25 protein-coding genes and 1 pseudogene are annotated in these 25,972 nt (G+C 59.2%); 15 read left to right on the top strand and 11 right to left on the bottom strand.

Annotation, left to right across the window (positions count from 1 at the left end):
- Positions 1-82 precede the first annotated feature (82 nt).
- Both FQ182_RS27350 and FQ182_RS27355 read right to left on the bottom strand, forming a co-directional pair.
- The gene (locus FQ182_RS27350) at positions 83-1,429 is read right to left on the bottom strand and encodes a recombinase family protein (RefSeq protein ID WP_149414755.1); all 1,347 of its coding nucleotides are present in this window, start codon (positions 1,427-1,429) and stop codon (positions 83-85) included.
- Between the two features lie 40 nt (positions 1,430-1,469).
- Positions 1,470-1,790: pseudogene (locus FQ182_RS27355) on the bottom strand (DNA-3-methyladenine glycosylase); the annotation flags it as partial.
- 176 nt (positions 1,791-1,966) lie between these two features.
- Between FQ182_RS27355 and FQ182_RS27360 the strand changes: the two are divergent.
- The 13 genes from FQ182_RS27360 to FQ182_RS27420 all read left to right on the top strand — a co-directional run bounded on the left by FQ182_RS27360 (position 1,967) and on the right by FQ182_RS27420 (position 14,287).
- Positions 1,967-3,232: a glutamate-5-semialdehyde dehydrogenase gene (locus FQ182_RS27360; RefSeq protein WP_149414754.1), complete on the top strand. Its 1,266-nt coding sequence runs from the start codon at positions 1,967-1,969 to the stop codon at positions 3,230-3,232.
- Positions 3,232-3,876 carry a nicotinate-nucleotide adenylyltransferase gene (gene nadD / locus FQ182_RS27365; RefSeq protein WP_149414753.1) on the top strand — a complete coding sequence of 215 codons (645 nt, stop codon included), beginning with the start codon at positions 3,232-3,234 and terminating at the stop codon, positions 3,874-3,876. Before FQ182_RS27360 ends, nadD begins: the two co-directional genes overlap by 1 nt.
- Before the next feature lie 70 nt (positions 3,877-3,946).
- Positions 3,947-4,441, top strand: a complete 495-nt coding sequence (gene rsfS, locus FQ182_RS27370) for a ribosome silencing factor (RefSeq protein ID WP_149414752.1) — start codon at positions 3,947-3,949, stop codon at positions 4,439-4,441.
- Between the two features lie 9 nt (positions 4,442-4,450).
- Positions 4,451-4,918 (top strand): 23S rRNA (pseudouridine(1915)-N(3))-methyltransferase RlmH, encoded by a 468-nt coding sequence (rlmH, locus tag FQ182_RS27375; RefSeq protein WP_003185785.1) that lies wholly within the window; start codon positions 4,451-4,453, stop codon positions 4,916-4,918.
- A gap of 15 nt (positions 4,919-4,933) precedes the next feature.
- Entirely contained in the window at positions 4,934-6,829 is a 1,896-nt protein-coding gene (gene mrdA / locus FQ182_RS27380; RefSeq protein WP_149414751.1) for a penicillin-binding protein 2, read from the top strand.
- 31 nt (positions 6,830-6,860) lie between these two features.
- On the top strand, positions 6,861-7,964 hold the full coding sequence (gene rodA, locus FQ182_RS27385; protein WP_178114544.1) for a rod shape-determining protein RodA: 1,104 nt from the start codon (positions 6,861-6,863) through the stop codon (positions 7,962-7,964).
- A gap of 17 nt (positions 7,965-7,981) precedes the next feature.
- Positions 7,982-8,992, top strand: coding sequence for a lytic murein transglycosylase B (gene mltB, locus FQ182_RS27390; protein WP_149414750.1), 1,011 nt, complete (start codon positions 7,982-7,984; stop codon positions 8,990-8,992).
- Positions 8,992-9,993 (top strand): septal ring lytic transglycosylase RlpA family protein, encoded by a 1,002-nt coding sequence (locus FQ182_RS27395; protein ID WP_149414749.1) that lies wholly within the window; start codon positions 8,992-8,994, stop codon positions 9,991-9,993. Before mltB ends, FQ182_RS27395 begins: the two co-directional genes overlap by 1 nt.
- 183 nt (positions 9,994-10,176) lie before the next feature.
- Positions 10,177-11,334, top strand: coding sequence for a D-alanyl-D-alanine carboxypeptidase family protein (locus tag FQ182_RS27400; protein WP_133100064.1), 1,158 nt, complete (start codon positions 10,177-10,179; stop codon positions 11,332-11,334).
- Between the two features lie 85 nt (positions 11,335-11,419).
- Positions 11,420-11,695 carry a DUF493 domain-containing protein gene (locus FQ182_RS27405; protein WP_133100063.1) on the top strand — a complete coding sequence of 92 codons (276 nt, stop codon included), beginning with the start codon at positions 11,420-11,422 and terminating at the stop codon, positions 11,693-11,695.
- The gene (gene lipB, locus FQ182_RS27410) at positions 11,695-12,342 is read left to right on the top strand and encodes a lipoyl(octanoyl) transferase LipB (RefSeq protein WP_149414748.1); all 648 of its coding nucleotides are present in this window, start codon (positions 11,695-11,697) and stop codon (positions 12,340-12,342) included. The genes FQ182_RS27405 and lipB overlap by 1 nt, the downstream gene beginning before the upstream one ends.
- A gap of 2 nt (positions 12,343-12,344) precedes the next feature.
- Positions 12,345-13,364 carry a lipoyl synthase gene (gene lipA / locus FQ182_RS27415; protein WP_149414747.1) on the top strand — a complete coding sequence of 340 codons (1,020 nt, stop codon included), beginning with the start codon at positions 12,345-12,347 and terminating at the stop codon, positions 13,362-13,364.
- A gap of 2 nt (positions 13,365-13,366) precedes the next feature.
- Positions 13,367-14,287: an LD-carboxypeptidase gene (locus FQ182_RS27420; RefSeq protein ID WP_149414746.1), complete on the top strand. Its 921-nt coding sequence runs from the start codon at positions 13,367-13,369 to the stop codon at positions 14,285-14,287.
- Positions 14,288-14,364: 77 nt separating this feature from the next.
- On the opposite strand, the gene FQ182_RS27425 is transcribed toward FQ182_RS27420, so the two are convergent.
- From FQ182_RS27425 to leuS, 5 genes are all read right to left on the bottom strand, one after another.
- Positions 14,365-15,690 (bottom strand): lytic murein transglycosylase, encoded by a 1,326-nt coding sequence (locus FQ182_RS27425; protein ID WP_149414745.1) that lies wholly within the window; start codon positions 15,688-15,690, stop codon positions 14,365-14,367.
- Between the two features lie 61 nt (positions 15,691-15,751).
- Positions 15,752-15,916, bottom strand: coding sequence for an alternative ribosome rescue factor ArfA (arfA, locus tag FQ182_RS27430; protein WP_056744572.1), 165 nt, complete (start codon positions 15,914-15,916; stop codon positions 15,752-15,754).
- 225 nt (positions 15,917-16,141) lie between these two features.
- A complete protein-coding gene (holA, locus tag FQ182_RS27435) occupies positions 16,142-17,179 on the bottom strand; it encodes a DNA polymerase III subunit delta (protein ID WP_149414744.1) in 1,038 nt (345 codons plus the stop codon).
- A gap of 39 nt (positions 17,180-17,218) precedes the next feature.
- Positions 17,219-17,824 (bottom strand): LPS assembly lipoprotein LptE, encoded by a 606-nt coding sequence (gene lptE / locus FQ182_RS27440; protein WP_133100057.1) that lies wholly within the window; start codon positions 17,822-17,824, stop codon positions 17,219-17,221.
- An 89-nt stretch (positions 17,825-17,913) separates the two neighbouring features.
- Positions 17,914-20,520, bottom strand: a complete 2,607-nt coding sequence (gene leuS, locus FQ182_RS27445) for a leucine--tRNA ligase (RefSeq protein WP_149414743.1) — start codon at positions 20,518-20,520, stop codon at positions 17,914-17,916.
- Positions 20,521-20,781: 261 nt separating this feature from the next.
- Between leuS and FQ182_RS27450 the strand changes: the two genes are divergently transcribed.
- On the top strand, positions 20,782-21,099 hold the full coding sequence (locus FQ182_RS27450) for a hypothetical protein (RefSeq protein WP_149414742.1): 318 nt from the start codon (positions 20,782-20,784) through the stop codon (positions 21,097-21,099).
- Between the two features lie 120 nt (positions 21,100-21,219).
- Positions 21,220-21,981: a YdcF family protein gene (locus tag FQ182_RS27455; protein WP_149414741.1), complete on the top strand. Its 762-nt coding sequence runs from the start codon at positions 21,220-21,222 to the stop codon at positions 21,979-21,981.
- A 14-nt stretch (positions 21,982-21,995) separates the two neighbouring features.
- Here the strand turns inward: FQ182_RS27455 and lnt are convergent, their stop codons facing one another.
- From lnt to FQ182_RS27475, 4 genes are read right to left on the bottom strand one after another with little or no spacing between them, the layout of a single operon-like run.
- A complete protein-coding gene (gene lnt, locus FQ182_RS27460; RefSeq protein ID WP_149414740.1) occupies positions 21,996-23,519 on the bottom strand; it encodes an apolipoprotein N-acyltransferase in 1,524 nt (507 codons plus the stop codon).
- Positions 23,520-23,527: 8 nt separating this feature from the next.
- A complete protein-coding gene (locus FQ182_RS27465; RefSeq protein WP_005791724.1) occupies positions 23,528-24,367 on the bottom strand; it encodes an HlyC/CorC family transporter in 840 nt (279 codons plus the stop codon).
- A 43-nt stretch (positions 24,368-24,410) separates the two neighbouring features.
- Positions 24,411-24,869: an rRNA maturation RNase YbeY gene (gene ybeY / locus FQ182_RS27470; protein ID WP_149414739.1), complete on the bottom strand. Its 459-nt coding sequence runs from the start codon at positions 24,867-24,869 to the stop codon at positions 24,411-24,413.
- Positions 24,862-25,863, bottom strand: coding sequence for a PhoH family protein (locus FQ182_RS27475; protein WP_149414738.1), 1,002 nt, complete (start codon positions 25,861-25,863; stop codon positions 24,862-24,864). Before FQ182_RS27475 ends, ybeY begins: the two co-directional genes overlap by 8 nt.
- Between the last annotated feature and the right edge of the window lie 109 nt (positions 25,864-25,972).

Below are 25,972 nucleotides of genomic sequence, written 5' to 3' on the forward strand. Positions count from 1 at the left end.
GCGCTTCGACTTCAAATGCCCAATCGAAGTTATGGGCGAGGTGATGCAGAAGGCCATGGCTATGCGGCATGATGCTCCAGCTTCAATTCAATGACCGTGTTGCACTCAGCTCCTGCAACCGCCCTCCATCAATCATGAATGAAGGCAAGGCACCATCATTTTCAATAAAAGACTTCTGGAAGTTTTCAAGTAGCTTTTTATTTTTATCAATCTTGATTTCAATTGTCCGTAGTTTTTTGGTTAAAACATCAAGCGGATTATTTTCGTCTAAAATGTCGGCGAGATTGATTTCTTGAATAGCTTTTAATAATGTATTTTCAAAGTCGTCATATCGTAAACGTTTCAAAATACATTCGCGTGTAAATTTCCCCTTCTTACACACAATATAATTGACCGACTTGGGAATCTTTGCACGTTTATCAATGCCCGGATTTAATAAGTGAACAGGACCGCCGCAATCGGCACATTTCAATAATCCTGTAAATAAGTTGGTAAAGACTTTGCCTTTGCGTCCTTTTCGTGTGGTATTTGTTGCAGCAATACGCTGACATTGTTCGAACGTTTCACGGCTAATGATTGCCGGGAAATAGTCCTCAATAGGTTCACAAGCTGCAATCAAGTCACGTTTGCCAGTGTTTTGCTTCTTTGGTTGATAAAGTCCAAAGGTTGCCGGATTTCTCAAAATTTTAGAAATTATGGAAGGTTCCCAATACTCAACGTTTTTGAATGTTGGGATTTTTCTTTCATTTAAGATGTTCTTGATTTTTAACGAGCCGTTACCATTCTGGAAAAGGTCAAAAATGAGTTTGACCGTTTCGGCTTTTTCAGGATTGAGAACGTATCGACGACGTTTAATGTCTTTTCGTTTTTCTTCATCAAATACGTCGAAGGTTTGGGTATCAAGCCACGCTGGGGCTTGTGCAGTCATTGCGATTTTATGAACGGCGGCAAGCTCTCTTTTACTTGCCCAATTTAATAGACCTTTATCGCTTTTGTTTTTGCTTTCCACATTTGCACGGGTAGCATCAATTGATAAAGTGATGATTGTATAAACATCAATTTCTTCAAGGATTTTTTGTTCTTTATCACTGATGATTGCGAGCTTCAAGCCTTTTGAAATTATCGCGTTAACCTTCATTAAAGCATCAATAGGGCCACGTCTTGTTAACCGGTCAATGTTTTCTAGTGCAAACACATCACCCGGCTGAAACCTACCTTTTTCAAGGTCTTCAAAGAATTTAGTAAGCTCTTTTTGTTGCGTATCATCGGAAAAGGCAGAATGGCCGATGTCTTCAAGAACGTGACTATTTTCTAGTGACAAGTCATTTTTTGCTGCAAAATCGGCTATCAGCTTTCGCTGACGTTCAAGCGAAAAGCCCCGTAATTGCTCACTTGTAGACATCCGAAGGTATGAAATTAACCGTGCCACAAGCCGCTCCCTATAAGGTCAAATCTTACGGGTATTATACGCCCGTCTTGATCAACACTGCGTTGCCCGGCCCCTGGGCGCTAAAGTTCAGGGAGTCGCCGCCACGGGCGTAGTACATATAGATATGGCCGCCATCCAGAAACAAAGCCTTACGCTTTTCTGTGTAGCCGAGGGATGCGTGGCTGCCCTTTTCGGCCTCGTAATAGGCTTCGGTCTCGATGATTCGCGCCGACAGCCACAAATCGCCGACCCGATGGCGAATGACTTTGCCCAGCAAATCTTTCGCGAGCTGTTGCGCATCGCGATCGAAGAAGCCGTCGGGTAGGGCGTTGGCGGGGATCAAGGGTGAAAAGTTGGACATGGCATAAAGGGTTAAGGCGACTAAATGTGACAGGATGATAACAACTTCAGCCTTAATCACGGCTGAACGTCGGTTTTTTACAGTTCATTTCAACCATACGCCCCTCACCGCTGTCCGTGGACGGGCGCGACAGCTATAATCTGCCGCTTTCCTCTTTGCCAAGACCCCGCCAGACTATGACTGAGTCCGTTCTTGACTACATGACCCGCCTGGGTCGCGCTGCCCGTCAGGCCTCGCGGTTGATCGCCCGTGCGAGCACCGCGCAGAAGAACCGTGCGCTGCTGGCCGCTGCTGATGCCCTGGATGCTTCGCGCTCCGAGCTCAGTGCCGCCAACGAGCTGGACCTGGCCAACGGTCGGGCCATTGGTCTGGAACCGGCATTGCTGGATCGCCTGGCGCTTACGCCGGTGCGCATCGACGAAATGATCGAAGGTTTGCGTCAGGTGGCCAAGCTGCCTGACCCCATCGGTGAAATCCGCGACATGCGCTACATGCCGTCGGGAATCCAGGTTGGCAAGATGCGCGTGCCCCTGGGCGTGATTGGCATCATCTATGAGTCCCGTCCGAACGTGACCATCGACGCCGCCAGCCTGTGCCTCAAGTCTGGCAACGCCACCATCCTGCGGGGCGGTTCCGAGGCGATCAATTCCAATCGTGCCATTGCCGCCTGTATCCAGCAGGGCCTGGCGGTGGCCGAGTTGCCGGCCGAAGTGGTGCAAGTGGTGGAAACCACTGACCGCGCCGCCGTCGGTGCCTTGATCACCATGCCCGAGTTCGTCGACGTGATCGTCCCGCGCGGTGGCAAGAGCCTGATCGAGCGGGTCAGCCGCGATGCCAAGGTGCCGGTCATCAAGCACCTGGACGGCGTCTGCCACGTCTACATAGATGTCGCTGCCGATCTCGACAAGGCCATTCGCATTGCCGACAACGCCAAGACGCACCGTTACGCTCCGTGCAACACTATGGAAACCCTGCTGGTACACGTGGCGATTGCCGAGCGCGTGTTGCCGCCGCTGGCCGCCATCTACCGTGACAAGGGCGTGGAGTTGCGCGGTTGCGAACGCACCCGCGCCTTGCTTGGCGCCGACATCATCGAAGCCACCGAGCAGGACTGGTACACCGAGTACACGGCGCCGATCCTGTCGATCCGCATCGTCGACGACCTGGACCAGGCCATCGAACACATCAACACCTACGGTTCCAAGCACACCGACGCCATCGTCACCGAGCATTTCAGCGATGCCCGGCGTTTCCTCAACGAAGTGGATTCCGCTTCGGTGATGGTTAACGCCTCGACGCGCTTTGCCGACGGTTTCGAATATGGCCTGGGGGCGGAGATCGGCATTTCCACCGACAAGCTCCACGCCCGCGGCCCAGTTGGCCTCGAAGGCCTGACCAGCGAGAAGTACGTGGTCTTCGGCGACGGTCATGTGCGCGCTTGATGGGTAAACGCATCGGGCTGCTCGGCGGCACCTTCGACCCCGTGCACATCGGCCATTTGCGCAGTGCCCTGGAAGTCGCAGACGCCCTCGGGCTGGATGAGCTGCGCCTGACACCGAATGCCAGGCCGCCCCATCGGGACACGCCTCAGGTTTCACCGCTTGACCGGTTGGCGATGGTCCAGTGTGCCGTTGCCGGTATTTCACCGCTGGTGGTGGACGACCGCGAACTCAAACGCGACAAGCCGTCCTACACTATCGACACCCTGGAACTGACGCGGGCCGAACTGGCCGCTGATGACCAGTTGTTTCTACTTTTGGGCTGGGACGCATTTTGCGGCCTACCCACTTGGCACCGCTGGGAAGAGTTGCTCCAGCATTGCCACATCCTGGTGCTGCAACGCCCGGATGCCGACAGCGAACCGCCGGATGCCTTGCGCAACCTGCTGGCAGCGCGGTCGGTAAGTGACCCGCAGGCCCTGACCGGGCCGAGCGGGAATATTGCATTCGTCTGGCAGACCCCGCTTGCGGTGTCTGCCACCCAGATCCGTCAACTGCTGGCCAGCGGGAAGTCGGTACGTTTCCTGGTGCCTGACGCGGTCTTGGCCTACATCGATGCGCACGGACTTTACCGTGCGTCGAACTGAAAAGGCGCGCTTGAAGGCACGAATAGTCGTGTATTGAAGCGCCCGAACATACGAGCAAAACGAGTTTTATATGACGAACAAAGACGTAAGCAAAGTTAAGCGCAAAGGCACATTCAAGAGCGCCCCGCTGCCGGAAGTGGTGTTTCGTAATGAGCCCCTCAAGGGTGACGAACTGGTCAAGGTCGCTGTAGCGGCCCTGGAAGACGTCAAGGCCCAGGACGTGCTGGTGATTGATGTCCGTGACAAGCAGAGCATCACTGACTACATGATCATCGCTACCGGTACCTCCAACCGCCAGATCGGCGCGATGCTCGATAAGGTCCGCGAGATGGTCAAGCTGCAGGGCGTCAAGCCACTGGGCGAAGAAGGCAAGGGCGACAGCGATTGGGTACTGCTGGACATGGACGACGTGATCGTCCACATGATGACCTCCAACGCTCGCCAGTTCTACGACCTGGAGCGCCTGTGGAAAGGTGCCGAGCAGAGCCGTGCCGCCGATGGCAAGCACCACAGCCCTGAAGTCGGTCACGAGCATTTCACCAAGCTCAACAAAGACCAGGAATAAGGACCGGCTGTGCGCCTGCGTCTGATCGCTGTCGGTTCACGCATGCCCAAGTGGGTGGAAGAAGGCTGGCATGAATATGCCAAGCGTCTGCCATCCGAGCTGGCGTTGGAACTGGTGGAAATACCGCTCAATACCCGGGGCAAGAATGCCGACGTGGCGCGTTTTATCCGTCAGGAAGGCGAAGCCATGCTGGCCAAGGTCGGCCCCAATGAGCGGATTGTCACCCTCGAAGTGCATGGCAAGCCCTGGAGCACCGAGCAGTTGGCGGTGGAACTGGATCGCTGGCGCCTGGATTCTCGCACGGTGAACTTCATGGTCGGCGGCCCTGAGGGGCTGGCGCCGGAAGTCTGCGCGCGTGCCGATCAGCGCTGGTCGCTGTCGCCGCTGACGCTGCCACACCCGTTGGTAAGGATTCTGATCGGTGAACAGCTGTATCGCGCCTGGACAGTTCTGTCCGGGCACCCTTATCACAAATAATCTGCGCCCTGCCTGATGACCCAGCCGATCCGCATCAAGGACCACGAGAAAGACGCACGTCTGGTACGCGCTCGGGTCGTGTTCGGCGCCATTATGGTGGTCGTTCTGATGTGCGTGCTGATCGCCCGCCTGTATTTCCTGCAGGTGATCCAGTACGACTATCACTCCACGTTGTCGGAAAATAACCGGGTGCATGTGCAGCCGATTCCGCCGACCCGTGGCCTGATCTTCGACCGCAACGGCGTGGTGGTGGCGGATAACCGGCCCAGTTTCAGCCTGAGCATGACCCGCGAGCGCTCCGGGGACTGGCAGCAGATTCTCGATGTCATCGTCGAAGTGTTGCAACTGACGCCGGAAGACCGGGTGATCTTCGAGAAGCGCATGAAACAGGGACGACGGCCGTTTGAGCCGGTGCCGATCCTGTTTGAGCTGACCGAAGAGCAGATTGCCCGTATCGCGGTGAACCAGTTCCGCCTGCCGGGTGTGGAAGTGGTGGCGCAGTTGGTGCGCCATTACCCGCAAGGTGCGCACTTTGCCCACTCGGTCGGCTATATGGGGCGGATCAACGAGAAAGAGCTCAAGAGCCTCGATCCGGTCAACTACAGCGGCACCCACCATATCGGCAAGACCGGCATCGAGCGTTTCTACGAGCCGGAACTGCACGGCCAGGTGGGTTACGAAGAAGTCGAGACCAACGCCCGTGGTCGAGTGTTGCGAGTGCTCAAGCGCACCGACCCGATTCCCGGCAAGGACATCGTCCTGAGCCTGGACATCAAACTGCAGGAAGCCGCAGAGATGGCCCTGGGCGGACGTCGTGGTGCGGTGGTGGCGCTGGACCCGAGCACTGGCGAAGTACTGGCAATGGTCAGTCAGCCGAGCTTCGATCCGAACCTGTTCGTGACCGGGATCAGCTTCAAGGCCTACGCCGAGCTGCGCGATTCCATCGACCGACCGCTGTTCAATCGGGTGCTGCGCGGCCTGTATCCGCCGGGCTCGACCATCAAGCCGGCAGTGGCGATTGCCGGCCTGGATTCCGGTGTTGTCACCGCGTCCAGCCGGGTATTCGACCCTGGTTATTACATGCTGCCCAACTACGATCACAAATACCGTAACTGGAACCGTACCGGCGACGGCTATGTGGACCTGGACACGGCGATCATGCGCTCCAATGACACCTACTTCTATGATCTGGCCCACAAGCTGGGGATCGATCGTTTGTCGACCTACATGGGCAAGTTCGGCCTCGGTCAAAAAGTGTCCCTGGACATGTTCGAGGAATCCCCAGGCTTGATGCCGTCCAGGGAATGGAAGCGCGCTACCCGTCGTCAGGCCTGGTTCCCCGGTGAAACGCTGATTCTCGGGATCGGCCAGGGCTATATGCAGGCCACCCCGCTGCAATTGGCCCAGGCCACAGCGTTGGTGGCCAGCAAGGGCAAGTGGATCCGCCCGCACCTGGCCAGGACCATAGAGGGTGAAAAGCCTGTCGATGAAAACCCGATTCCGGACATCATCCTGCGCGACCCGTCCGACTGGGCCAAGGTCAACCACGGCATGCAGCAAGTGATGCACGGCGCCCGTGGCACTGCGCGCAAGGCTGCGGCCGGCGCGCAGTACCGGATTGCCGGCAAGAGCGGTACCGCCCAGGTGGTAGCGATCAAGCAGGGTGAGAAGTACGACCGCTCCAAGGTTCAGGAGCGCCACCGCGACCACGCCTTGTTTGTTGGTTTTGCTCCGGCCGACAACCCGAAGATCACCGTGGCGGTAATGGTCGAGAACGGCGAGTCCGGCTCCGGCGTGGCTGCGCCGGTGGTGCGCCAGATCATGGACGCCTGGTTGCTGGATCAGGACGGCAAGCTCAAGCCCGAGTACGCCAACCCTTCAAGCGCGGAGGCTACGGCCCGTGAAGAGTAATTTTGACCGCATTCTCTCCAGCGAGGATGTGATGCGTCGCCGCGCCACCTTGCTGCAGCGCATGCATATTGATGGCCCGTTGCTGATCCTGCTGCTGACCCTGGCCGCCGGGAGCCTGTTCGTGCTGTATTCGGCCAGTGGCAAAAATTGGGATTTATTGATCAAGCAGGCGTCGTCGTTCGGGCTTGGGCTGTTGTCGATGGTGGTGATTGCCCAGTTGGAACCGCGTTTCATGGCCCGCTGGGTGCCGCTGGGCTACGTCGCCGGGGTCTTGCTGCTGGTGGTGGTGGACGTGATGGGCCACAACGCCATGGGCGCCACCCGCTGGATCAATATTCCAGGGGTGATCCGCTTCCAACCCTCGGAATTCATGAAAATCCTGATGCCGGCGACCATCGCCTGGTACCTGTCCAAGCGCACTTTGCCGCCGCAGCTCAAACATGTGGGGATCAGCCTGATGCTGATCGGCATCCCCTTTGTTCTCATCGTGCGTCAGCCGGACCTCGGTACTTCGTTGCTGATCCTCGCCGGCGGTGCGTTCGTGTTGTTCATGGGTGGCCTGCGCTGGCGCTGGATTCTCAGCGTGCTGGCGGCGGCGATACCGGTGGCCGTGGCCATGTGGTTCTTTTTCATGCACGAGTATCAGAAACAGCGAATCCTGACCTTCCTTGACCCGGAAAGCGATCCGTTGGGCACTGGCTGGAACATCATCCAGTCCAAGGCCGCCATCGGTTCCGGCGGTGTATTTGGTAAGGGCTGGTTACTGGGCACCCAGTCGCACCTGGACTTTTTGCCGGAAAGCCACACCGACTTTATTATCGCGGTGATGGGCGAAGAGTTCGGCCTGGTGGGCATTTGCGCGCTGTTGCTGATCTATCTGCTGTTGATCGGTCGCGGCCTGGTGATCACCGCGCAAGCGCAGACGCTGTTCGGCAAATTGCTTGCCGGCAGCCTGACAATGACTTTTTTTGTTTACGTTTTCGTCAACATCGGTATGGTCAGTGGCCTGTTGCCGGTGGTTGGGGTGCCGTTGCCGTTTATTAGCTACGGCGGAACTTCGCTGGTGACATTGCTGTCAGCGTTTGGGGTTTTGATGTCGATCCATACCCATCGTAAGTGGATCGCACAGGTTTGAATAAGGTGAAGATGTCAATGCAAGTAATGCGCGGCTGGGCTGCCCGGTACGCGCCCTGTGTAGGCCTGGTGGGCCTTCTGGGCGCCACGCAGCAAGTGCTGGCCGGCGACTACGACGGCTCGCCCCAGGTCGCCGAATTTGTCGGCGAGATGACCCGTGACTATGGTTTCGCCGGTGAACAGCTGATGGGCGTGTTTCGTGAAGCTCAGCGTAAACAGTCGATTCTCGATGCCATCTCCCGTCCCGCCGAGCGCGTGAAGCAGTGGAAGGAATACCGGCCGATGTTCCTCACCGATGCCCGCGTGGCACGGGGCGTGGACTTCTGGCGCGAGCACGAAGCGGTGCTGGCCCGCGCCGAGCAGGAGTACGGCGTGCCGGCGCAGGTCATTGTGTCGATCATTGGGATTGAAACCTTTTATGGCCGCAACACTGGCAGCTACCGGGTGATCGACGCCTTGTCGACCCTGGGTTTCGATTACCCGCCGCGCGCGGACTTCTTCCGCAAGGAACTGCGTGAGTTCCTGCTACTGGCCCGTGAAGAACAGATCGATCCGCTGACCCTCAAGGGTTCCTATGCCGGGGCCATGGGCCTGCCGCAGTTTATGCCGAGCAGCTTTCGCGCCTACGCCGTGGATTTTGACGGTGACAACCATATCAATATCTGGAGCAACCCCGATGATGCCATCGGCAGCGTGGCCAGCTATTTCAAACGTCACGGCTGGGTCGGTGGTGAGCCGGTGGTGATTCGCGCCGATGTCAGGGGAGATCGCGCCGACGAAGGCCTGACCCAAGGCATCGAGCCGGTCAAGACCGTCGCAGAGTTGCGGGCGCTGGGCTGGTCAAGTCATGATGCGCTGCGCGATGATATGCCGGTTACTGCATTTCGCCTCGAAGGCGAAAATGGCCCTGAATACTGGATGGGCCTGAAGAATTTCTACGCAATCACGCGTTATAACCGCAGTGTGATGTACGCCATGGCCGTGCATCAGCTGTCAGACATGCTGGTCCAAGCACGGGGCGTCAAGTAATGCGGGTATTGCCGATCAATAAACCCCTGAAGCTGGTGGCGCTTGCCGCATTGTCGTTGATGGTGGCCAGTTGCTCCACCAGCACCAGTCGCGCGCCTGCCCAGAAATCCGGGGCTGCCGTGCGCTCGGCGCCGGGCCTGGACATCAACCGCGCCCACAAAGACGGCGCGCCTTGGTGGGACGTTGATGTCTCGCGCATCCCGGATGCCACTCCAACCCTGCACACCGGCCCCTACAAGGCCAACCCTTACACGGTGCTGGGCAAGTCGTACTTCCCGTTGCAAGAGTCCAAGACTTACGTGCAGTCGGGTACCGCTTCCTGGTACGGCACCAAGTTCCACGGCCAGAACACCGCCAATGGCGAGGTCTATGACCTTTACGGCATGAGCGCGGCCCACAAGACCTTGCCGCTGCCCAGCTACGTCAAGGTGACCAACCTGGACAACAACCGCACGGTGATCCTGCGGGTCAACGATCGCGGGCCGTTCTATTCGGACCGGATCATCGACTTGTCCTACGCTGCCGCGAAGAAACTTGGCTACGCCGAAACCGGCACCGCACGGGTCAAGGTCGAAGGTATCGATCCACAACAGTACTGGGCCCAGCGTGGTAAGCCGGCACCGTTGATGCTCAACGAACCGCAAACCCCGCAGCCACAAATCACCGCATCGGCCGGCAAGGTCGAACAATGGACGCCACCGCCGCAGCAACACGCCGCGCCCGTGGTGGCCGTGCCGCAAGCGGCGCCTGGTGGCCAGACGGCGGGCGGGCAGTACCTGCAAGTCGGCGCTTTCGCCAACCCAGACGCGGCAGAGCTGTTAAGGTCCAAGCTCAGCGGGATGGTCAGTGCGCCAGTCTTTATCAGCTCTATTGTGCGTAATCAGCAGACCCTGCACCGGGTTCGCCTAGGGCCAATTGGTACGCCGGGTGAGATCACGCAAGTGCAGAACAGCGTGCGGCTGGCCAACCTGGGGCAGCCCAGTGTGGTCAGCGCGGAATAAGTGATATCGGATTGATGGTTCAGGCTCGCTTGCGGGCCAGGACCCTGGTTGTTGGCTCTTGGAATAATAAAAACCCGAAGGCAAGGGTTGAGCAGGCAACTGAACACGCGACAGTCTGGTAACGGGCTGTCTGAATAGTTTTGCCCGCTAGGGCAAGTTTCCATAAGTAATTTCGAGAGACGGATGAACATCACCACCTTAGCCAAACGCCTGTGCCTGCTTGTCCCGCTGATCATCACACCTGCCGCCTGGGCGGTCGAAATGGTGCCGGCTTCACCGCAACTTGCCGCCAAATCCTGGGTGCTCATGGATGCCGCCAGCGGCAACGTGCTGGTCGAGAGCAACGGTGACCAGCGCCTGCCACCGGCCAGCTTGACCAAGCTGATGACTGCTTATATCGCCACCCTGGAAATCCGTCGCGGCCAGATCGGTGAAAGCGATCCGGTGACCGTCAGCGAAAACGCCTGGCGCACCGGCGGTTCGCGGATGTTCATCAAGGTCGGTACCCAGGTGACTGTCAGCGACCTGCTGCACGGCATCATCATCCAGTCGGGTAACGACGCCAGCGTCGCCCTGGCCGAGCACATCGCCGGCAGCGAAGACGCATTCGCCGACATGATGAACAAAACCGTGACTGACTTGGGCATGACCAACAGCCACTTCATGAACCCGACTGGCCTGCCGAACCCTGAGCACTACTCGTCGGCTCACGACATGGCGATCCTGGCCCGCGCGATCATTCGTGTCGACCCGGTGCACTACGCGATCTACTCACAGAAAGAGTTCTTCTGGAACAACATCAAGCAGCCTAACCGCAACCTGCTGCTGTGGCGCGACAAGACTGTCGACGGTCTGAAAACCGGTCATACCGACGAAGCCGGTTACTGCATGGTGTCCTCGGCCGTGCGTGACGGCCAGCGGCTGATCGCCGTGGTGTTCGGTACCAACAGCGAGCAGGCCCGTGCGGCCGAGACGCAAAAGCTGCTGACCTACGGTTTCCGCTTCTTCGAAACCCAGACCTTCTACCAGAAGGGCGCCGAACTCGCCCAGGCCCAGGTATGGAAAGGCACTGAGCATCAAATCAAGGCAGGCCTGGCTGAAGACCTGACCCTGACCATGCCTAAAGGCCAATTGAAGAAGCTGGCTGCCAGCATGACCATGAACCCTCAATTGGTCGCGCCAATCGCCAAGGGCGATGTGATTGGTAAAGTCGAAGTGAAACTGGACGACAAAGTGGTGCACAGCGCCGACCTGATCGCTCTTGACGCTGTCGACGAAGGTGGTATTTTCCGCCGCGTGTGGGATAGCATCCGTCTATTCTTCTACGGCTTGTTCAACTGATAGTGTGCACCTGCATGACCTCGCGCCGATCCGGCGCGCAGGTCATGCCCGTCGCCACGGCTTACGCTTACGAGGCCGTTACGCCATGACCGATACCGAAGTAAAGGCGCCAAAGATCGAATTCCCCTGCGCGGATTACCCTATTAAGGTAATCGGCGACACCGGCGTGGGTTTCAAGGACAAGATCATCGAGATCCTTGAGAAGCACGCCACCGTCGACCACAAGACCCTGGCCGAACGTCAAAGCACCAATGGCAAGTACACCACTATCCAGTTGCACATCATTGCCACCGGGCAAGACCAGCTGTACGACATCAACAGTGATCTGCGGGCCACCGGCTTCGTGCACATGGTGTTGTGATGTCACAGACTCTGGGCTTTCGCGAGCTCGGCCAAATGGCATACGAGCCGGTGTGGCACGCCATGCAGCGGTTCACCAACGAGCGCGGCACCGAAGCCCCGGATGAAATCTGGCTGGTGGAGCACCCGCCGGTTTTCACCCAGGGCCAGGCCGGCAAGGCCGAGCATCTGCTGCTGCCGGGAGAAATCCCGGTGGTGCAGGTCGACCGCGGCGGGCAGGTGACTTACCATGGTCCTGGCCAATTGGTGGCGTACCTATTGCTGGATGTGCGCCGGCTGGGTTTTGGCGTGCGTGAGCTGGTCAGTCGCATGGAGACATGCCTGATCGAGCTGTTGGCCAGTTACGGTGTGACTGCCGTAGCCAAGCCTGATGCGCCGGGCGTGTATGTTGACGGCGCGAAAATCGCCTCCCTGGGCCTGCGGATTCGCCACGGCTGTTCCTTTCATGGCCTGGCCCTGAATGTGGACATGGACCTGGCACCGTTTCGACGGATTAATCCCTGTGGTTACGCTGGGCTGGCCATGACGCAGCTGAGCGAGCACGCAGGACCGATAGAATTTGCCGAGGTAAGTGCCCGGCTGCGCGCGCAGCTCGTCAAACACCTCGACTATGCTGAGCAGACGACCCTAACGGGCGGAATCGACTGATTATGACTACTGATGTTGTGCAAACCATGATCCCGACGCTGAACATTACCGAGCGTCCGGCCCCGCGTGCCAAGGTGGAAGCCGGCGTCAAGCTGCGCGGCGCCGAGAAGGTTGCACGCATCCCGGTGAAGATCATCCCGACCACCGAACTGCCGAAAAAGCCCGACTGGATTCGTGTACGCATCCCGATCTCGCCGGAAGTCGATCGGATCAAAGCCCTGCTGCGCAAACACAAGCTGCACAGCGTCTGCGAAGAAGCCTCCTGCCCGAACCTGGGTGAGTGCTTCTCCGGCGGTACCGCGACCTTCATGATCATGGGTGACATTTGCACCCGTCGTTGCCCGTTCTGCGACGTCGGCCACGGCCGTCCGAAGCCATTGGATGTCAACGAACCGCAAAGCCTGGCCATCGCCATCGCCGACCTGAAACTCAAGTACGTGGTGATCACCTCCGTGGACCGCGATGACCTACGTGACGGCGGTGCCCAGCACTTTGCCGACTGCATCCGCGAAATCCGCAAGCTGTCGCCGGGAGTGATGCTGGAGACCTTGGTCCCGGATTACCGTGGCCGCATGGACGTCGCCCTGGAAATCACCGCCGCCGAGCCGCCAGATGTGTTCAACCACAACCTAGAAACTGTGCCGCGCTTGTATAAGGCTGCGCGTCCGGGTTCAGACTACCAGTGGTCGCTGACCCTGCTGCAAAAATTCAAGCAGATGATGCCGCACATTCCTACCAAGTCCGGCCTGATGCTCGGCCTGGGCGAGACCGACGAAGAAGTCATCGAGGTCATGAAGCGTATGCGCGAACACGACATCGACATGCTGACCATCGGCCAATACCTGCAACCTTCCCGCAGCCACTTGCCGGTCCAGCGCTTCGTGCACCCTGACGTGTTTGCCTGGTTTGCCGAAGAAGGCTACAAGATGGGCTTCAAGAACGTTGCGTCGGGCCCGCTGGTGCGTTCTTCGTACCATGCCGACGAACAGGCAAAACTGGTCAAGGCCAGCCTGGTTTCCTGAGAATGAGCAAGGCGGTGCCGGCCTTGCGTGCCGAGGGGGTGATCGGACTGATCGCTCCTGCAGGGCCTGCAGCACTGGATGTCGATAAGGCTCGTCGGTGGATGGACTCCAGGGGTTATACCTTGCGTGTTTTCCCCGGTGTGGGGCAGCGTGATGGCTACCTGGCAGGTAGCGATGACGTTCGGATCAACGATCTGCATGAAGCCTTTGCCGACACTTCTATTGATGCCATTTTTTGCCTGCGGGGTGGCTACGGCACCCCGCGCCTACTGGATCGCCTGGATTTTGACCTGCTGAAGGCCAACCCTAAACCGTTTGTAGGCTATAGCGATATCACTGCGCTGCACGTGGCGATCAACCGCTACGCTGGCTTTGTGACTTTTCACGGGCCGATGCTCAATGCCGACCTGCTCGGTGAAAAGCAGCAGCCTACCGAGTCGTCGCTGTTCAGCCTGCTGCGTGGGCAGTTGAAGGCCGGTAGTGCGTTGAGCCACCCGGTGGCCTTCCCGTTGACGACAATCGAGCCAGGCATCGCTCGCGGGCGTCTGCTGGGTGGCAATCTGTCGATGATCGCTGCGACCATGGGCACGGCCTACGAACTTGATGCCAAGGGCATCATCCTGTTTATCGAAGACATCAATGAGCCGCTGTACCGCATTGATCGCTTGCTTACCCATTTGCGGTTGGCAGGCAAGCTGGCTCAGGTTGCCGGGGTGTTGGTGGGGGATGTGGCGGGTGTCGAAAGCGCTGCGCTCGAATGCTTGCTCAAGCAAACCTTTGAACCGTTGCGCATTCCAGTACTGTCGGGTTGGCGCAGCGGGCATTGCGATCCGAACCTGACGTTGCCGATGGGCGCGTGGGTGCGGCTGGATGCGGGGGAGAGGACGTTGGTGTTGGAGCAGGATGTGGTCTTTAAGGCCTGAAGTTCTTATCGCCAGTGAAGACCTCATCGCGGGTAAGCCCGGTTTGCCCGCGATAGCGATAGTCGCCGCACAACGGTCTATTTGTTACGCAAGGTCTCCAGCAGTTTCACCGTCGGATACCCATCCGCAGGCCAGCCCAGCGCCTGCTGTGCGGCCCGAATCGCCTTGCGCGTATTGGCGCCAATGATCCCGTCCGGGTTGCCCGCAGCGTAGTTATTGGCGCTGAGTACTGTCTGTAACTCAATGCGCTGGGAGCGGGTCAACGGCAGCTCGTCTTTTGGCCACTCCCCACGAATCACCCCGCCCCCCGCAAACCGCTCGGACAGCAGGCCGATTGCCAAGGCGTAGGACGACGAGTTGTTGTACTTGAGGATCGCGCGGAAGTTATCCAGCAGCAGGAACGCCGGGCCACGATGACCTGCCGGCAGCAACAGAGCGGCGGAAAGCTGGTCCACGTTGGGCGGGACGCTGGCGCCTGCAGGCACCTGAATTCCCAGTTTCAACCATTCGCCAACCGGTTTGCGCACTACGCCATCAGCCAGTGCGTAGTCAAAGGTTGCGGGCAACTGCTGCACCTCAAAACCCCACGGCTGGCCTTTCTGCCAGCCGGAGCTTTGCAGGTAGTGCGCGGTGGAAGCGAGGGCGTCGGCCGGGCTGTTCCAGATGTCGCGGCGACCGTCGCCGTCGAAATCCACGGCATGGGTGTTGTAGGTGGTCGGGATGAACTGGGTCTGGCCCATGGCCCCGGCCCAGGAACCGAGCATCTGGTCGGCCTGGATATCGCCGTGCTGGATGATTTGCAGCGCCGCCAGCAATTGCGCGTGTGCGAACGCAGGCCGGCGGCCTTCATAGGCCAGGGTCGCCAGGGAGCGGATCACCGAGTTATTGCCTTGGAACTGGCCAAAGTTGCTTTCCATGCCCCATACCGAGACTAATACCTGACGGTCGACGCCATAGCGCTGCTCGATGCTTTGCAGGATATCGGCGTGCTTGATCAGCAAGGCCTGGCCGTTACGCACCCGCAGCGGCGACAGCGCGCCGTTGAGGTATTCCCACACGGGTCGGGAAAATTCCGGCTGGCTGCGATCAGCGCGGATTACCGCCATGTCGGGGCTGACGTTGGCAAACGCAGTATCAAACACCGCAGGGGTAATACCCGCTTTCAAGGCTTCAGCGCGAAAACCCGCCTGCCATTCGGCGAAGGTCTGGGTCGGCTGGATATCGAGATTGTCCACCGCCAGCGGCGCAACCACGGCAGGGGCGGTCACCGGTGCGGTCTGGAGCGGGGGCAGGGGTTGAGCGTCGGCGGCGGTAGGTTTTTCCGCGCAGGCGACTAACAGAATGAGGCTGGAGGCAGCGATCAGTTGGCGAAGGTGCCAACGACGGGAAAGACTAGAGGGCATGCACAGGTCCAGAAAATACGAATCAGGTGCAGACCTTATCATGCCAGAGGGGCACTTGCCTTCAGGCAGCCAGAAAGTAAGAAGCCTCCCAGCTATTAGACTGGAAGGCTTCGCGGCGGTAGCTGCCCTTGCCCTTGCCGGCGGGTTCCTGACGACTGCGGAACAGGGGCTGGGCGATGATGGATTTGGCCTTGTTGGGGCCATGCTTGGATGGCTTTTTGCTCATGATGGGTACTCTCGTTTTGGGTGGGATGATGCGGTGCGAATCATCGGCCGAAGTTTGGATTCTGTCCAGCCCGGCGATTTGTCAGTAAATACGGCGTGCCCTGTAGGAACGAGGAGGATGCCTAGTTCTTGCTCGCGAAGGGCGTCAACGATAACGCGGGATTTCTGGTTTAACGCGGCGCTCTCGGGTTTTTCGCGAGCAAGCTCGCGCCTACAAAGAGCGGTGTTATTCGGCGGGTAACGTCAGGCGTTGTCCTGACATAAGCAGAGACAAGCGACTCAGGCTCATCCACGGCGAGCCTGCTGCCTGCCCCTTGATCTGCGCATCAATGCGCTGCGCTTCCAGCAACAACTGCGCCCAGCGTTGCGCCGAGTGTCGTTGCAGGGCTTTGCTAATCAAGGGTTTGCGCTTGTCCCACACCGGCGGTCGGGCCTGGCTGAAGGCCTTGTCCAGCGGTATACCCTGGCTGTATTGCAGGGCAATATTGGCCAGCAACCGCAACTCACGGGCCAGAGCCCAGAGAATCACCGGAGGCTCGACGCCTTCGCCGCGCAGGCCTTCGAGCATGCGCAGAGTGTGGGCGGCTTCGCCATTGAGGATTGCGTCCACCAGGCCGAACACGTCAAAGCGCGCACTGTCAGCCACCGCACCTTGCACGGTTTCGACGGTAATCTGCCCACCTTCGGCCATCAGCTTGAGCTTTTCAATTTCTTGCGCAGCAGCCAGCAGGTTGCCTTCGACCCGAGCGGCGATCAGCTCTACCGCGTCCTGGCTGGCGGACAGCCCGGATTGCGACAGGCGCTGGCGAATCCATTGCGGCAGCTGATTGCTGTCCACTGGCCAGATCTGGATGAACTGGGTCTGCTGACCCTCCACCAATGCCTTGCCCCACTTGGTTTTCTGCGCACTGCCATCGAGCTTGGGCAAGCTGATCAGCAACAGCGTGTCTTCGGCTGGCCGCCCGCAGTATTCCATCAACGCCGCCGCGCCTTTGTCGCCGGGCTTGCCCGAAGGCAGGCGCAGCTCTAGCAGGCGTTTTTCGGCAAACAGCGACATGCTCGCACCGGCTTGCAGCAGTGTGCCCCAGTCGAAACTGGCGTCGGCGCTGAACACCTGGCGCTCGTCGAAGCCCTGCTGGCGTGCGGCTGCGCGAATGGCGTCCGCAGCCTCCTGACACAGCAGCGGATCATCACCGCTGACAATGTAGACGGGCGCAAGGCTGCCTTGCAGGTGTTTGGCGAGTTGGGCGGGGGCGAGTTTCATAGGCGGGGCAAACGGGGCGCGTGACGCGCCCCGTGTGGCTTACTCGGCAGGGATTTCGATTGGCGACTGCTTCGGTGTGCTGTTTTCGTACTCTTGCGCAGCTTTCAGCGCATCGGCGTCAGCCTTGGCCTTGGCATCAGCGGTCTGCTGCAGGGCATCCAGTTGTGCCGGGCTCAGCAGTTGCAGGCGCAGGACCATGCGCTGGACCAAGTCACGACGCATTTCCTTGCGAACCTGGATGGTTTCCGAATCTGAACCCACCAGGTTGTTGCCATCGTGGCTTACGACTTTCTGCACTTGCAGTTTGTCACCCATCAACGGCAGGTTGTCGTGGCCCTGGATCTCGAAGTTGAGCACGGTGCTCAGTTCGATGTCCGACGCACGGCCCGCGCTGGCGTAGCTGAGGTTGCGCTGGGTTTCCTGCTCGTTGACCAGGACCAGCTTATAAGGCGCACCGGTATAGACTTTGACGCCGCTGTTTTCCAGCACCTGGCGCAGTTGCGTCACGGTATCACCGTAGGCGTTGCGGGCGCTGAGGTCCAGTTCCTTGATCGCCAGTTCAGTGGTGCCGGTGCCGCGCAGCTGGAAGCCGCAAGCGCTCAGCAGCACGGCAAGACCCATAACCAGCAGATTGCGTTTGATCATTTTGTTGCTCCCCTTGAAACCATGTGGGCCTTATCGAGGCCCTGGAGGTTTTGTTCGGCGCCAGGTGCATGCCCTGGCGCCCGATCCGATTAGCTAGCGACGATGTTGACCAGTTTGCCGGGCACGACGATCACTTTGCGGATGGTCAGGCCTTCGGTAAAGCGCAGCACGTTTTCATTGCTGCGAGCGGCGGCTTCAACGTCTTCACGGCTGGCGCTGGCAGGCATGTCGATCTGGCCGCGCAGTTTGCCGTTGACCTGAATCACTAACTGCAGTGTGTCCTGCACCAGCGCGCTGTCATCCAGCACCGGCCAGCCGGCGTCGATGACTACGTCGTTGTGGCCCAATTGGCTCCACAACTCATGGCTGATGTGCGGAGTGATCGGTGCCAGCAGCAGGGTGACCGTTTCCAGGCCTTCCTGTACCAGTGCGCGATCTTGTGCAGTGACCTGAGGTGCTTTTTCCAGCACGTTCATCAGCGTCATCACCTGGGCGATGGCGGTGTTGAATTTGTGGTGCTGGCCAACGTCCTGGCTGGCTTGCTTGATGGCCAGGTGGGTACTGCGACGAATGGCTTTCTGTTCATCGTTGAGCTTGTTCAGGTCCAGCTTGCCCGGCAAGCCCTGGCTGACGTGGGCATGGGCCAGACGCCAGACGCGCTTGAGGAAACGATGGGAACCTTCGACGCCGGAGTCGGACCATTCAGCGCTCATGTCAGGCGGTGAGGCGAACATCATGAACAGGCGGCAGGTGTCTGCGCCGAACTGGTCGATCATCGACTGCGGGTCGACGCCATTGTTCTTCGACTTGGCCATCTTCTCGGTGCCGCCGATTTCCACCGGCAGGCCGTCGCAGATCAACTTGGCGCTGATAACCTTGGCCTTGCTGTCACGCACCAACTCGACGTCCGCCGGGTTGAACCACGTGTAGGCGCCATTGGCTTCGCGACGGTAGTAAGTCTCGGCAATCACCATGCCTTGGGTCAGCAGGTTCTTGAACGGCTCGTCGGAGCTGACCAGGCCTTCGTCACGCATCAGCTTGTGAAAGAAGCGCGCATACAGCAGGTGCAGAATCGCGTGTTCGATGCCGCCGATGTATTGATCCACTGGCAACCAGTGGTCGGCCGCGGATTTTTCTACCAGGCCGCCTTCATAATGTGGCGAGGCGTAGCGGGCGTAGTACCACGAGGACTCGACGAAGGTGTCCATGGTGTCGGTTTCACGCTTGGCAGGCGCGCCGCATTTCGGGCAAGCACATTCGTAGAACTCGGGCATGCGCGCCAGCGGTGAACCGGCGCCATCCGGTACCACGTCTTCCGGCAATATTACCGGCAACTGGTCTTCCGGCACCGGCACGTCACCGCAGGTTTCGCAGTGGACGATCGGGATCGGGCAGCCCCAGTAGCGCTGGCGGCTGATGCCCCAGTCGCGCAGGCGGAACTGAGTGCGCGAGGCACCGAGGTTTTTCTTGATCAGTGCGACTTCCATGGCGTCAAAGGCGCCTTCGAAGTCCAGGCCGTTGAATTCATCGGAGTTGATCAGTTCGCCGTGTTCACCGTAGGCGTCCTGCCACGGGGCCGGGTTGGTGTCACCGGAGCTGGTACGCACTACCGACTTGATTGGCAGGCTGTACTTGGTGGCGAATTCGAAATCACGCTCGTCGTGAGCCGGCACTGCCATTACGGCGCCATCGCCGTAGTGCATCAGCACGTAGTTGGCGACCCACACCGGCAGCTTCTCGCCGGTCAGCGGGTGCTCGACGAACAGCGAGGTCGGCAGGCCTTTTTTCTCTTGGGTGGCGACGTCGGCTTCGGCGACGCTGCCGCCTTTGCATTCAGCGATGAACGCCTGCAGCTCAGGGTTGTTTTGTGCGGCGAGGGTGGCCAGCGGGTGTTCGGCGGCCACGGCGACGTAGGTCGCGCCCATCAGGGTGTCCGGACGGGTAGTGAAGACTTTCAGTACGCCCGCTTCGCCAATGGAATCGACGTTGTAAGGGAACTGCACTTCCATGCCACGGGATTTGCCAATCCAGTTACGTTGCATGGTTTTGACTTGCTCGGGCCAACCCGGCAGGTCATCGAGGCTCGACAAGAGTTCATCCGCGTAGGCGGTGATCTTGAAGTAGTACATCGGGATTTCGCGCTTTTCGATCAGCGCGCCGGAACGCCAGCCGCGACCGTCGATTACCTGTTCGTTGGCCAGTACGGTCTGGTCCACTGGGTCCCAGTTGACGGTGCCGTTCTTGCGGTAGATCACGCCTTTTTCGAACAGGCGAGTGAACAGCCATTGTTCCCAACGGTAGTAATCGGGCTTGCAGGTGGTCACTTCGCGGGACCAGTCCACCGCTAGGCCCAGGCTGCGCAGCTGGGTCTTCATGTAGGCGATGTTTTCGTAGGTCCACTTGGCGGGGGCCACGTTATTTTTCATCGCGGCGTTTTCCGCCGGCATGCCGAAGGCGTCCCAACCCATGGGTTGCAGGACATTCTTGCCTTGCATGCGCTGGTAGCGGGAGATCACGTCGCCGATGGTGTAGTTACGCACGTGCCCCATGTGTAGCTTTCCGCTGGGGTAAGGGAACATCGACAGGCAATAGAAAGTCTCCTTGCCTGGCTGTTCACTGACTTCAAAGGACTTTTGCTCGTCCCAGAACGACTGGGCGGCATTTTCTATTTCACGGGGCTGGTAATGTTCGTGCATGGCTACTTTTGAACTGAATAGGGGTGGCCTAATCCTCTTCAATGCACTGCTCGGGTTGATCGACACCAAAAACGGCGCGTCCATGCCCAAACCCTGCTGGAAGTGGAGTTACAGGAAGCGCCGTAGCATACATGACCCCACTCTATCGAGGGAAACCCTGATTGCGCCCCGCTGGCCGTTGGTCGCGGCGCCAGATTGGTTTCGCCAGCGCAGCTACGCTGTTTAGTGGGGAGTGAGTCTTATCTTCAATGAGGTGAGGGGATGGTTGATTCGCAGCGAATGTTAACGAAACCGGAAGTTTATGAAGGACTGATCGACCGTTTGGGTCGTGCACTGGATGTAGCAAGGACAGCAGCTCGGTTGCGTGATGAACGGCCCGAGGAGTTGGAACTGCGGGGTTTGAGCCCTGCGGAGTTTGAAGTGATCAAGGCCTATCTGGACTTGAGCGAGCGTACGGCACCGCAATGGGTGGCTCCCCCGCCAGCCAGCGAGCCCGCGCGATCGGCCAAGGTGGTGTGGCTCAAGGACTTGTCGGCTGGCCGCGGGCCGGAAAAACTCCGGTCCGTGCGGTTCAAGTAACGTGCGTCGTCATGTGTCGTTTGATCAGCGTTACCTCGCAATTGTCGCTGTTTTGTTCTTGTAAAGATTGTCGTTAAACCCCGTTACACCTTAGGCTTCGGGCATCTTTGGAGATGCTCGATGCCTATTCGTTATTTCATTAAGCAGTTGCTGTTGCCGCCCGGCATTCTCTTGCTGTTGTTGGCGCTTGCCTGGTGGTTTCGACGCAGCCGCCCGCGACTGGCCGGGGCGTGTTTTGCCTTGGGGCTGGGCGGGATGTGGCTGATGAGTTTGCCGGTAGTCGTGGAGTGGAGCGCGAGAGCCCTGGAAACCGAGCCGCCGTTGGCCCTGGATAGCTGGGCAGCCCTGGCGCAGCGAGCCGATGCCATTGTGGTGTTGGGTTCGGGGCGTGAACGGGGTGATCCGGCCTGGGGCTCAGATCAGCCGACCGGTATTGGCCTTGAGCGGGAACGCTATGCCGCGAGATTGGCCAAGGCTTCGGGCTTGCCGGTGCTGACCAGCGGTGGCCTGCATTACGGCATGCCGCCCAGCGAGGCGGCGTTGATGGCCGAGTCGATGTTGAATGACTTTGGCGTGACCGTGCACTGGAAGGAAGAGCGCAGCCGCACCACGTGGGAAAATGCCCGGATGAGCGCCGAAGTGTTGTTGCCGTTGGGGATCAAACGGGTAGTGGTCGTGACCCAGGCCTGGCACATGCCCCGTTCGCGCTGGAGCTTTGAAAAGGCGGGCTTCACCGTGGTGCCCGCGCCAGTGGGCTTTCTCGGTGTGGACAATGCCAGGCCGCTGGGCGGCTGGATGCCGGAGTTCAAGTCGGTGTGGCAGAGCGGGCAACTGATGAATGAGGCAGTGGGGCAAGTGGGCTATCGGTTGTTTTACCGGTAGGAGCAAGCTAGCCCCTACACGGTCTTCGACATCCGACCGGCCAATAACGCCCAGCCAAACAACCCCAGACACACAATGATCAACGGCCACGACCGCCATTGCAGGTACGGCGTCAGATTGTGCATCGGCACCACTTCGCCATAGAGAATGCCGCGCTCGAACTGCGGGATCTGCTCGGTGATCTGGCCAAACGGGTTGATCAGGCCAGTGACGCCGTTGTTGGTGGCGCGAATCATCCAGCGACCGGCTTCAAGGGCGCGCATCTGGGCCATTTGCAGGTGCTGCAACGGCCCGATAGAGGTGCCGAACCAGGTGTCATTGCTGATGGTCAGCAACAGATCGCTGCGGGCCGCTAGGCTGGCGGCGAACTCCGGGTAGACCACTTCGTAGCAAATGTACGGCGCAATCTGATAGCCCTTGGCTTGCAGCAGCGCCTGGTCAGCAGGGCCGCGGGCGAAGTCTGACATCGGCAAGTCGAAGAAGGCAATCAGGCCTCGCAGCAGGTCTTGCAGCGGCACGTATTCGCCAAAGGGCACCAGTTTTTGCTTCAAGTAAGTGCCATCACCTTCGCCGACCACGGTGATGCCATTGAAGTAGCGCTTTTCACCGTGCAGTTCCTGGCGAATAGGTACGCCAGTGATTAGCGCAGTGTTCCGATCAGCGGCGAACTTGCCCATCATGCCCAGGTAGCCTTCGACGGATTCCTTGAGCACCGGGACTGCGGTTTCCGGCCAGACCAGTAGATCGACACGCTTGGAGGCGAAACTCATATCGCGGTAAAGCGCCAGCTGTGCATTGAGCTGATCCGGGTCCCACTTCATGCTTTGTTCGATATTGCCCTGAAGCGCCGCCACTGTCAGCGCCGGGCCTGCCGGGCTGGTCCAGGCATAGTGCTTGAGTGCCAGGCCAATCGCCCACGGAGCCACCAGCAGCACCAGGCCCGCGCCGATAAACGCATTACGTTTGGCGACCAGCAAGCGCGGCAGGTTGCAGATCAGCGCCGCAGTCAGCGCCAGGGCAAAGGAAATCAGCCAAATCCCACCCATCGGCGCGAGGCCGGCGAGGGGGCCGTCAAGCTGGCTGTAACCGGAATAGAGCCACGGGAAACCGGTGAGGAACCAGCCGCGAAAGGCTTCCTGGGCCACCCACAGCGCAGCAAAGGCCAGGGCATCGGCCAGCGGCGCTTCATTGCGACGCAGCCAGCGCGCCCAGAGCCAGGCGGGTAAGGCAAAGAACCAGGCAATTGCTGCGGTAAACGCCAGCATCAGCAGCCCGGCCAACAGCACCGAAGCGCCGCCGAAGTGATGAATGCTGTAGTAGATCCAGCTGGTGCCCGCGCCGAACAGGCCAAAACCGAAGCACCAGCCTCGGCCCATGGCCTGACGCGGCGTCAGTGTGCGCAGTCCTGCATAGAAGAACCCCACCGCCAGCAGCGCCAGCAGCCAGATATCGTACGGCGCCAGCGCCAGTGTGGTGATAGCACCGGCCACCACGGCCAGCAAATTACCGGGCCAGCCGGGGCGGGTTAGGCGCTGCATGTCATTCCTTAGCGGGCAATAGGTGTCAGGCGAATCAGATGAATCCTACGGCTGTCGGCATTCAGGATGCGAAAGCGATAGGCGCCGATTTCAGTGGTCTCGTTGCGCTTGGGCAGGTGCCCGAACGCACTCATCACCAGGCCACCGACGGTGTCGAATTCATCGTCGGAGAATTCGCTGTCGAAGAACTCGTTGAAGTTCTCGATGGGCGTCAGGGCCTTGACCAGGAAATCACCGCTGGGCAGAGGCTTGATGTAGCTGTCTTCTTCGACGTCGTGCTCGTCTTCGATGTCGCCGACGATCTGTTCCAGCACGTCTTCAATGGTCACAAGACCTGCGACGCCGCCGTATTCGTCAATGACGATGGCCATGTGATTGTGGTTGGCGCGAAACTCGCGCAACAGCACATTCAGGCGCTTGGATTCGGGAACGAAGGTGGCAGGACGCAGCAGGTCCTTGATGTTGAAGCTGTCGCCGTTCTCCTTGAGGATCAGCGGCAGCAGGTCCTTGGCCAGTAGGACGCCCATGACGTCATCGTGGCTTTCGCCGATCACCGGGTAGCGCGAGTGCGCCGAATCGATGACGGCCGGGAGGAATTCCCGGGGTGTCTGGGTCGCCTTGATGCTGATCATCTGCGAGCGCGGGACCATGATGTCCCGTACTTGCAGGTCAGCGACCTGGATGGCACCTTCGACGATGGCCAGCGCTTCGCTGTCCAGCAACTTGTTCTGATGGGCCTCGCGCAGCAGCTCCAGCAGCTCCTGGCGGTTTTTCGGCTCGTGGGCAAAGGCCTGGGTGAGTTTCCCCAGCCATGACTTTTGCCCGTTGCTCGATCGGTCTTCGCTCATAGCGATTACTCTAAATCCTTTGTTGTTTCAGTTAAGTGTTGTTTCAGTTTTCGTCGTCTGCATACGGATCACGATGACCCAGTTCAGCAAGCAACGTTCGTTCCAGAGCTTCCATTTCCTCGGCCTCCTCATCATCTATATGGTCGTAACCCAAGAGATGCAAGCAGCCGTGGATGACTAGATGGGCCCAGTGTGCCTCAAGTTCCTTGCCTTGTTCCGCCGCTTCACGCTCTACCACTTCGACGCAGATCACCATATCCCCCAGCAGCGGGATATCCAGGAACTCGTCCGGCACATCTGCGGGAAACGACAGCACGTTGGTCGCGTAGTCTTTTTGGCGCCAGGTGTGATTCAGTTCACGGCCTTCGGGCTCATCCACCAGGCGAATGGTTAGTTCCGAGTCGGCGGTGCGCTGGCGCAGGGCCAGTGTGCACCATTGACGAAACAGTTCTTCGCTGGGGGCGGCCGCTTCGGTAGCCAGTTGGAGATCAAGCTCAAGCATCGCGGCGAGTGTCCTTGGACAATGCGTCATCGCGGTGTTCGAAGCGCTCATAGGCTTCGACAATGCGCTGGACCAGTGGGTGGCGCACCACGTCTTTGGGCATGAAGTGGGTGAAGCTGATGCCTGGTACGTCCTTGAGCACTTCGATCACCTGGCTCAGGCCCGACTTGGTGCCCTTGGGCAGGTCAACCTGGGTGATGTCACCGGTGATCACCGCCGTGGAGCCGAAGCCAATACGGGTTAGGAACATTTTCATCTGCTCGACGGTGGTGTTCTGGCTTTCGTCGAGAATGATGAAGCTGTTGGTCAAGGTGCGCCCGCGCATGTAGGCCAGCGGAGCGATCTCGATCACTTGGCGCTCGATCAGCTTGGCCACGTATTCGAAGCCGAGCATTTCGTAGAGGGCGTCGTAGAGCGGGCGCAGGTACGGGTCGATTTTCTGTGCCAGGTCGCCGGGCAGAAAACCCAGTTTCTCGCCGGCTTCCACTGCCGGGCGCACCAGCAGGATGCGTCGCACTTGTTCGCGCTCCAGGGCGTCTACCGCGCAGGCCACAGCCAGATAGGTCTTGCCGGTGCCGGCGGGGCCTACGCCAAAGTTGATGTCGTTACCGAGGATCTCTTTGACGTAGCGCTGCTGATTCAAGCCGCGAGGGCGAATCATGCCTTTTTTGGTGCGCAGCGCCACGCTGGCTTCGGCCACCGGGTTACTGGCCAGGTCTTGCACGGCCGACTCCTGCAGGTACAGGTGCACCGTTTCCGGCGACAGCTCGCTACCTTTGGTTTCCCGGTAGAGGCGACGGATCAGGTTTTCTGCAGACGTGGTGTGTTGGGGTTCACCAATGAGCTCGAACTGATTGCCGCGGTTGCGGATCTCGATGCTCATGCGCTGTTCGATCAGGCGCAGGTGTTCGTCGAACTGTCCGCACAGATTGGCGAAACGGCGAGCCTCAAAGGGCTCAAGGAGAAAACGATGTGGTTCTATGGGTGCGTTCAAGGTCGTTTTTAGCCGCCCTGGGGCAATTAAGATGAAATCAAGGATAACGCCAGCAGGCGGTGTGCGAAAGCACTTATATAGCCTGGCCTCGCTCTCAAGAACAAAGGAG

Origin of the sequence: Pseudomonas sp. ANT_H4 (assembly GCF_008369295.1) — a bacterium.
GTDB lineage: Bacteria > Pseudomonadota > Gammaproteobacteria > Pseudomonadales > Pseudomonadaceae > Aquipseudomonas.

Coding starts and splice junctions, on each gene's coding strand:
- FQ182_RS27360 (WP_149414754.1), top strand. CDS start 1,967: ATGACTGAGTCCGTTCTTGACTACATGACCCGCCTGGGTCGCGCTGCC.
- nadD (WP_149414753.1), top strand. CDS start 3,232: ATGGGTAAACGCATCGGGCTGCTCGGCGGCACCTTCGACCCCGTGCAC.
- rsfS (WP_149414752.1), top strand. CDS start 3,947: ATGACGAACAAAGACGTAAGCAAAGTTAAGCGCAAAGGCACATTCAAG.
- mrdA (WP_149414751.1), top strand. CDS start 4,934: ATGACCCAGCCGATCCGCATCAAGGACCACGAGAAAGACGCACGTCTG.
- rodA (WP_178114544.1), top strand. CDS start 6,861: ATGCGTCGCCGCGCCACCTTGCTGCAGCGCATGCATATTGATGGCCCG.
- mltB (WP_149414750.1), top strand. CDS start 7,982: ATGCAAGTAATGCGCGGCTGGGCTGCCCGGTACGCGCCCTGTGTAGGC.
- FQ182_RS27395 (WP_149414749.1), top strand. CDS start 8,992: ATGCGGGTATTGCCGATCAATAAACCCCTGAAGCTGGTGGCGCTTGCC.
- FQ182_RS27400 (WP_133100064.1), top strand. CDS start 10,177: ATGAACATCACCACCTTAGCCAAACGCCTGTGCCTGCTTGTCCCGCTG.
- FQ182_RS27405 (WP_133100063.1), top strand. CDS start 11,420: ATGACCGATACCGAAGTAAAGGCGCCAAAGATCGAATTCCCCTGCGCG.
- lipB (WP_149414748.1), top strand. CDS start 11,695: ATGTCACAGACTCTGGGCTTTCGCGAGCTCGGCCAAATGGCATACGAG.
- lipA (WP_149414747.1), top strand. CDS start 12,345: ATGACTACTGATGTTGTGCAAACCATGATCCCGACGCTGAACATTACC.
- FQ182_RS27420 (WP_149414746.1), top strand. CDS start 13,367: ATGAGCAAGGCGGTGCCGGCCTTGCGTGCCGAGGGGGTGATCGGACTG.
- FQ182_RS27425 (WP_149414745.1), bottom strand. CDS start 15,690: ATGCCCTCTAGTCTTTCCCGTCGTTGGCACCTTCGCCAACTGATCGCT.
- arfA (WP_056744572.1), bottom strand. CDS start 15,916: ATGAGCAAAAAGCCATCCAAGCATGGCCCCAACAAGGCCAAATCCATC.
- holA (WP_149414744.1), bottom strand. CDS start 17,179: ATGAAACTCGCCCCCGCCCAACTCGCCAAACACCTGCAAGGCAGCCTT.
- lptE (WP_133100057.1), bottom strand. CDS start 17,824: ATGATCAAACGCAATCTGCTGGTTATGGGTCTTGCCGTGCTGCTGAGC.
- leuS (WP_149414743.1), bottom strand. CDS start 20,520: ATGCACGAACATTACCAGCCCCGTGAAATAGAAAATGCCGCCCAGTCG.
- FQ182_RS27450 (WP_149414742.1), top strand. CDS start 20,782: ATGGTTGATTCGCAGCGAATGTTAACGAAACCGGAAGTTTATGAAGGA.
- FQ182_RS27455 (WP_149414741.1), top strand. CDS start 21,220: ATGCCTATTCGTTATTTCATTAAGCAGTTGCTGTTGCCGCCCGGCATT.
- lnt (WP_149414740.1), bottom strand. CDS start 23,519: ATGCAGCGCCTAACCCGCCCCGGCTGGCCCGGTAATTTGCTGGCCGTG.
- FQ182_RS27465 (WP_005791724.1), bottom strand. CDS start 24,367: ATGAGCGAAGACCGATCGAGCAACGGGCAAAAGTCATGGCTGGGGAAA.
- ybeY (WP_149414739.1), bottom strand. CDS start 24,869: ATGCTTGAGCTTGATCTCCAACTGGCTACCGAAGCGGCCGCCCCCAGC.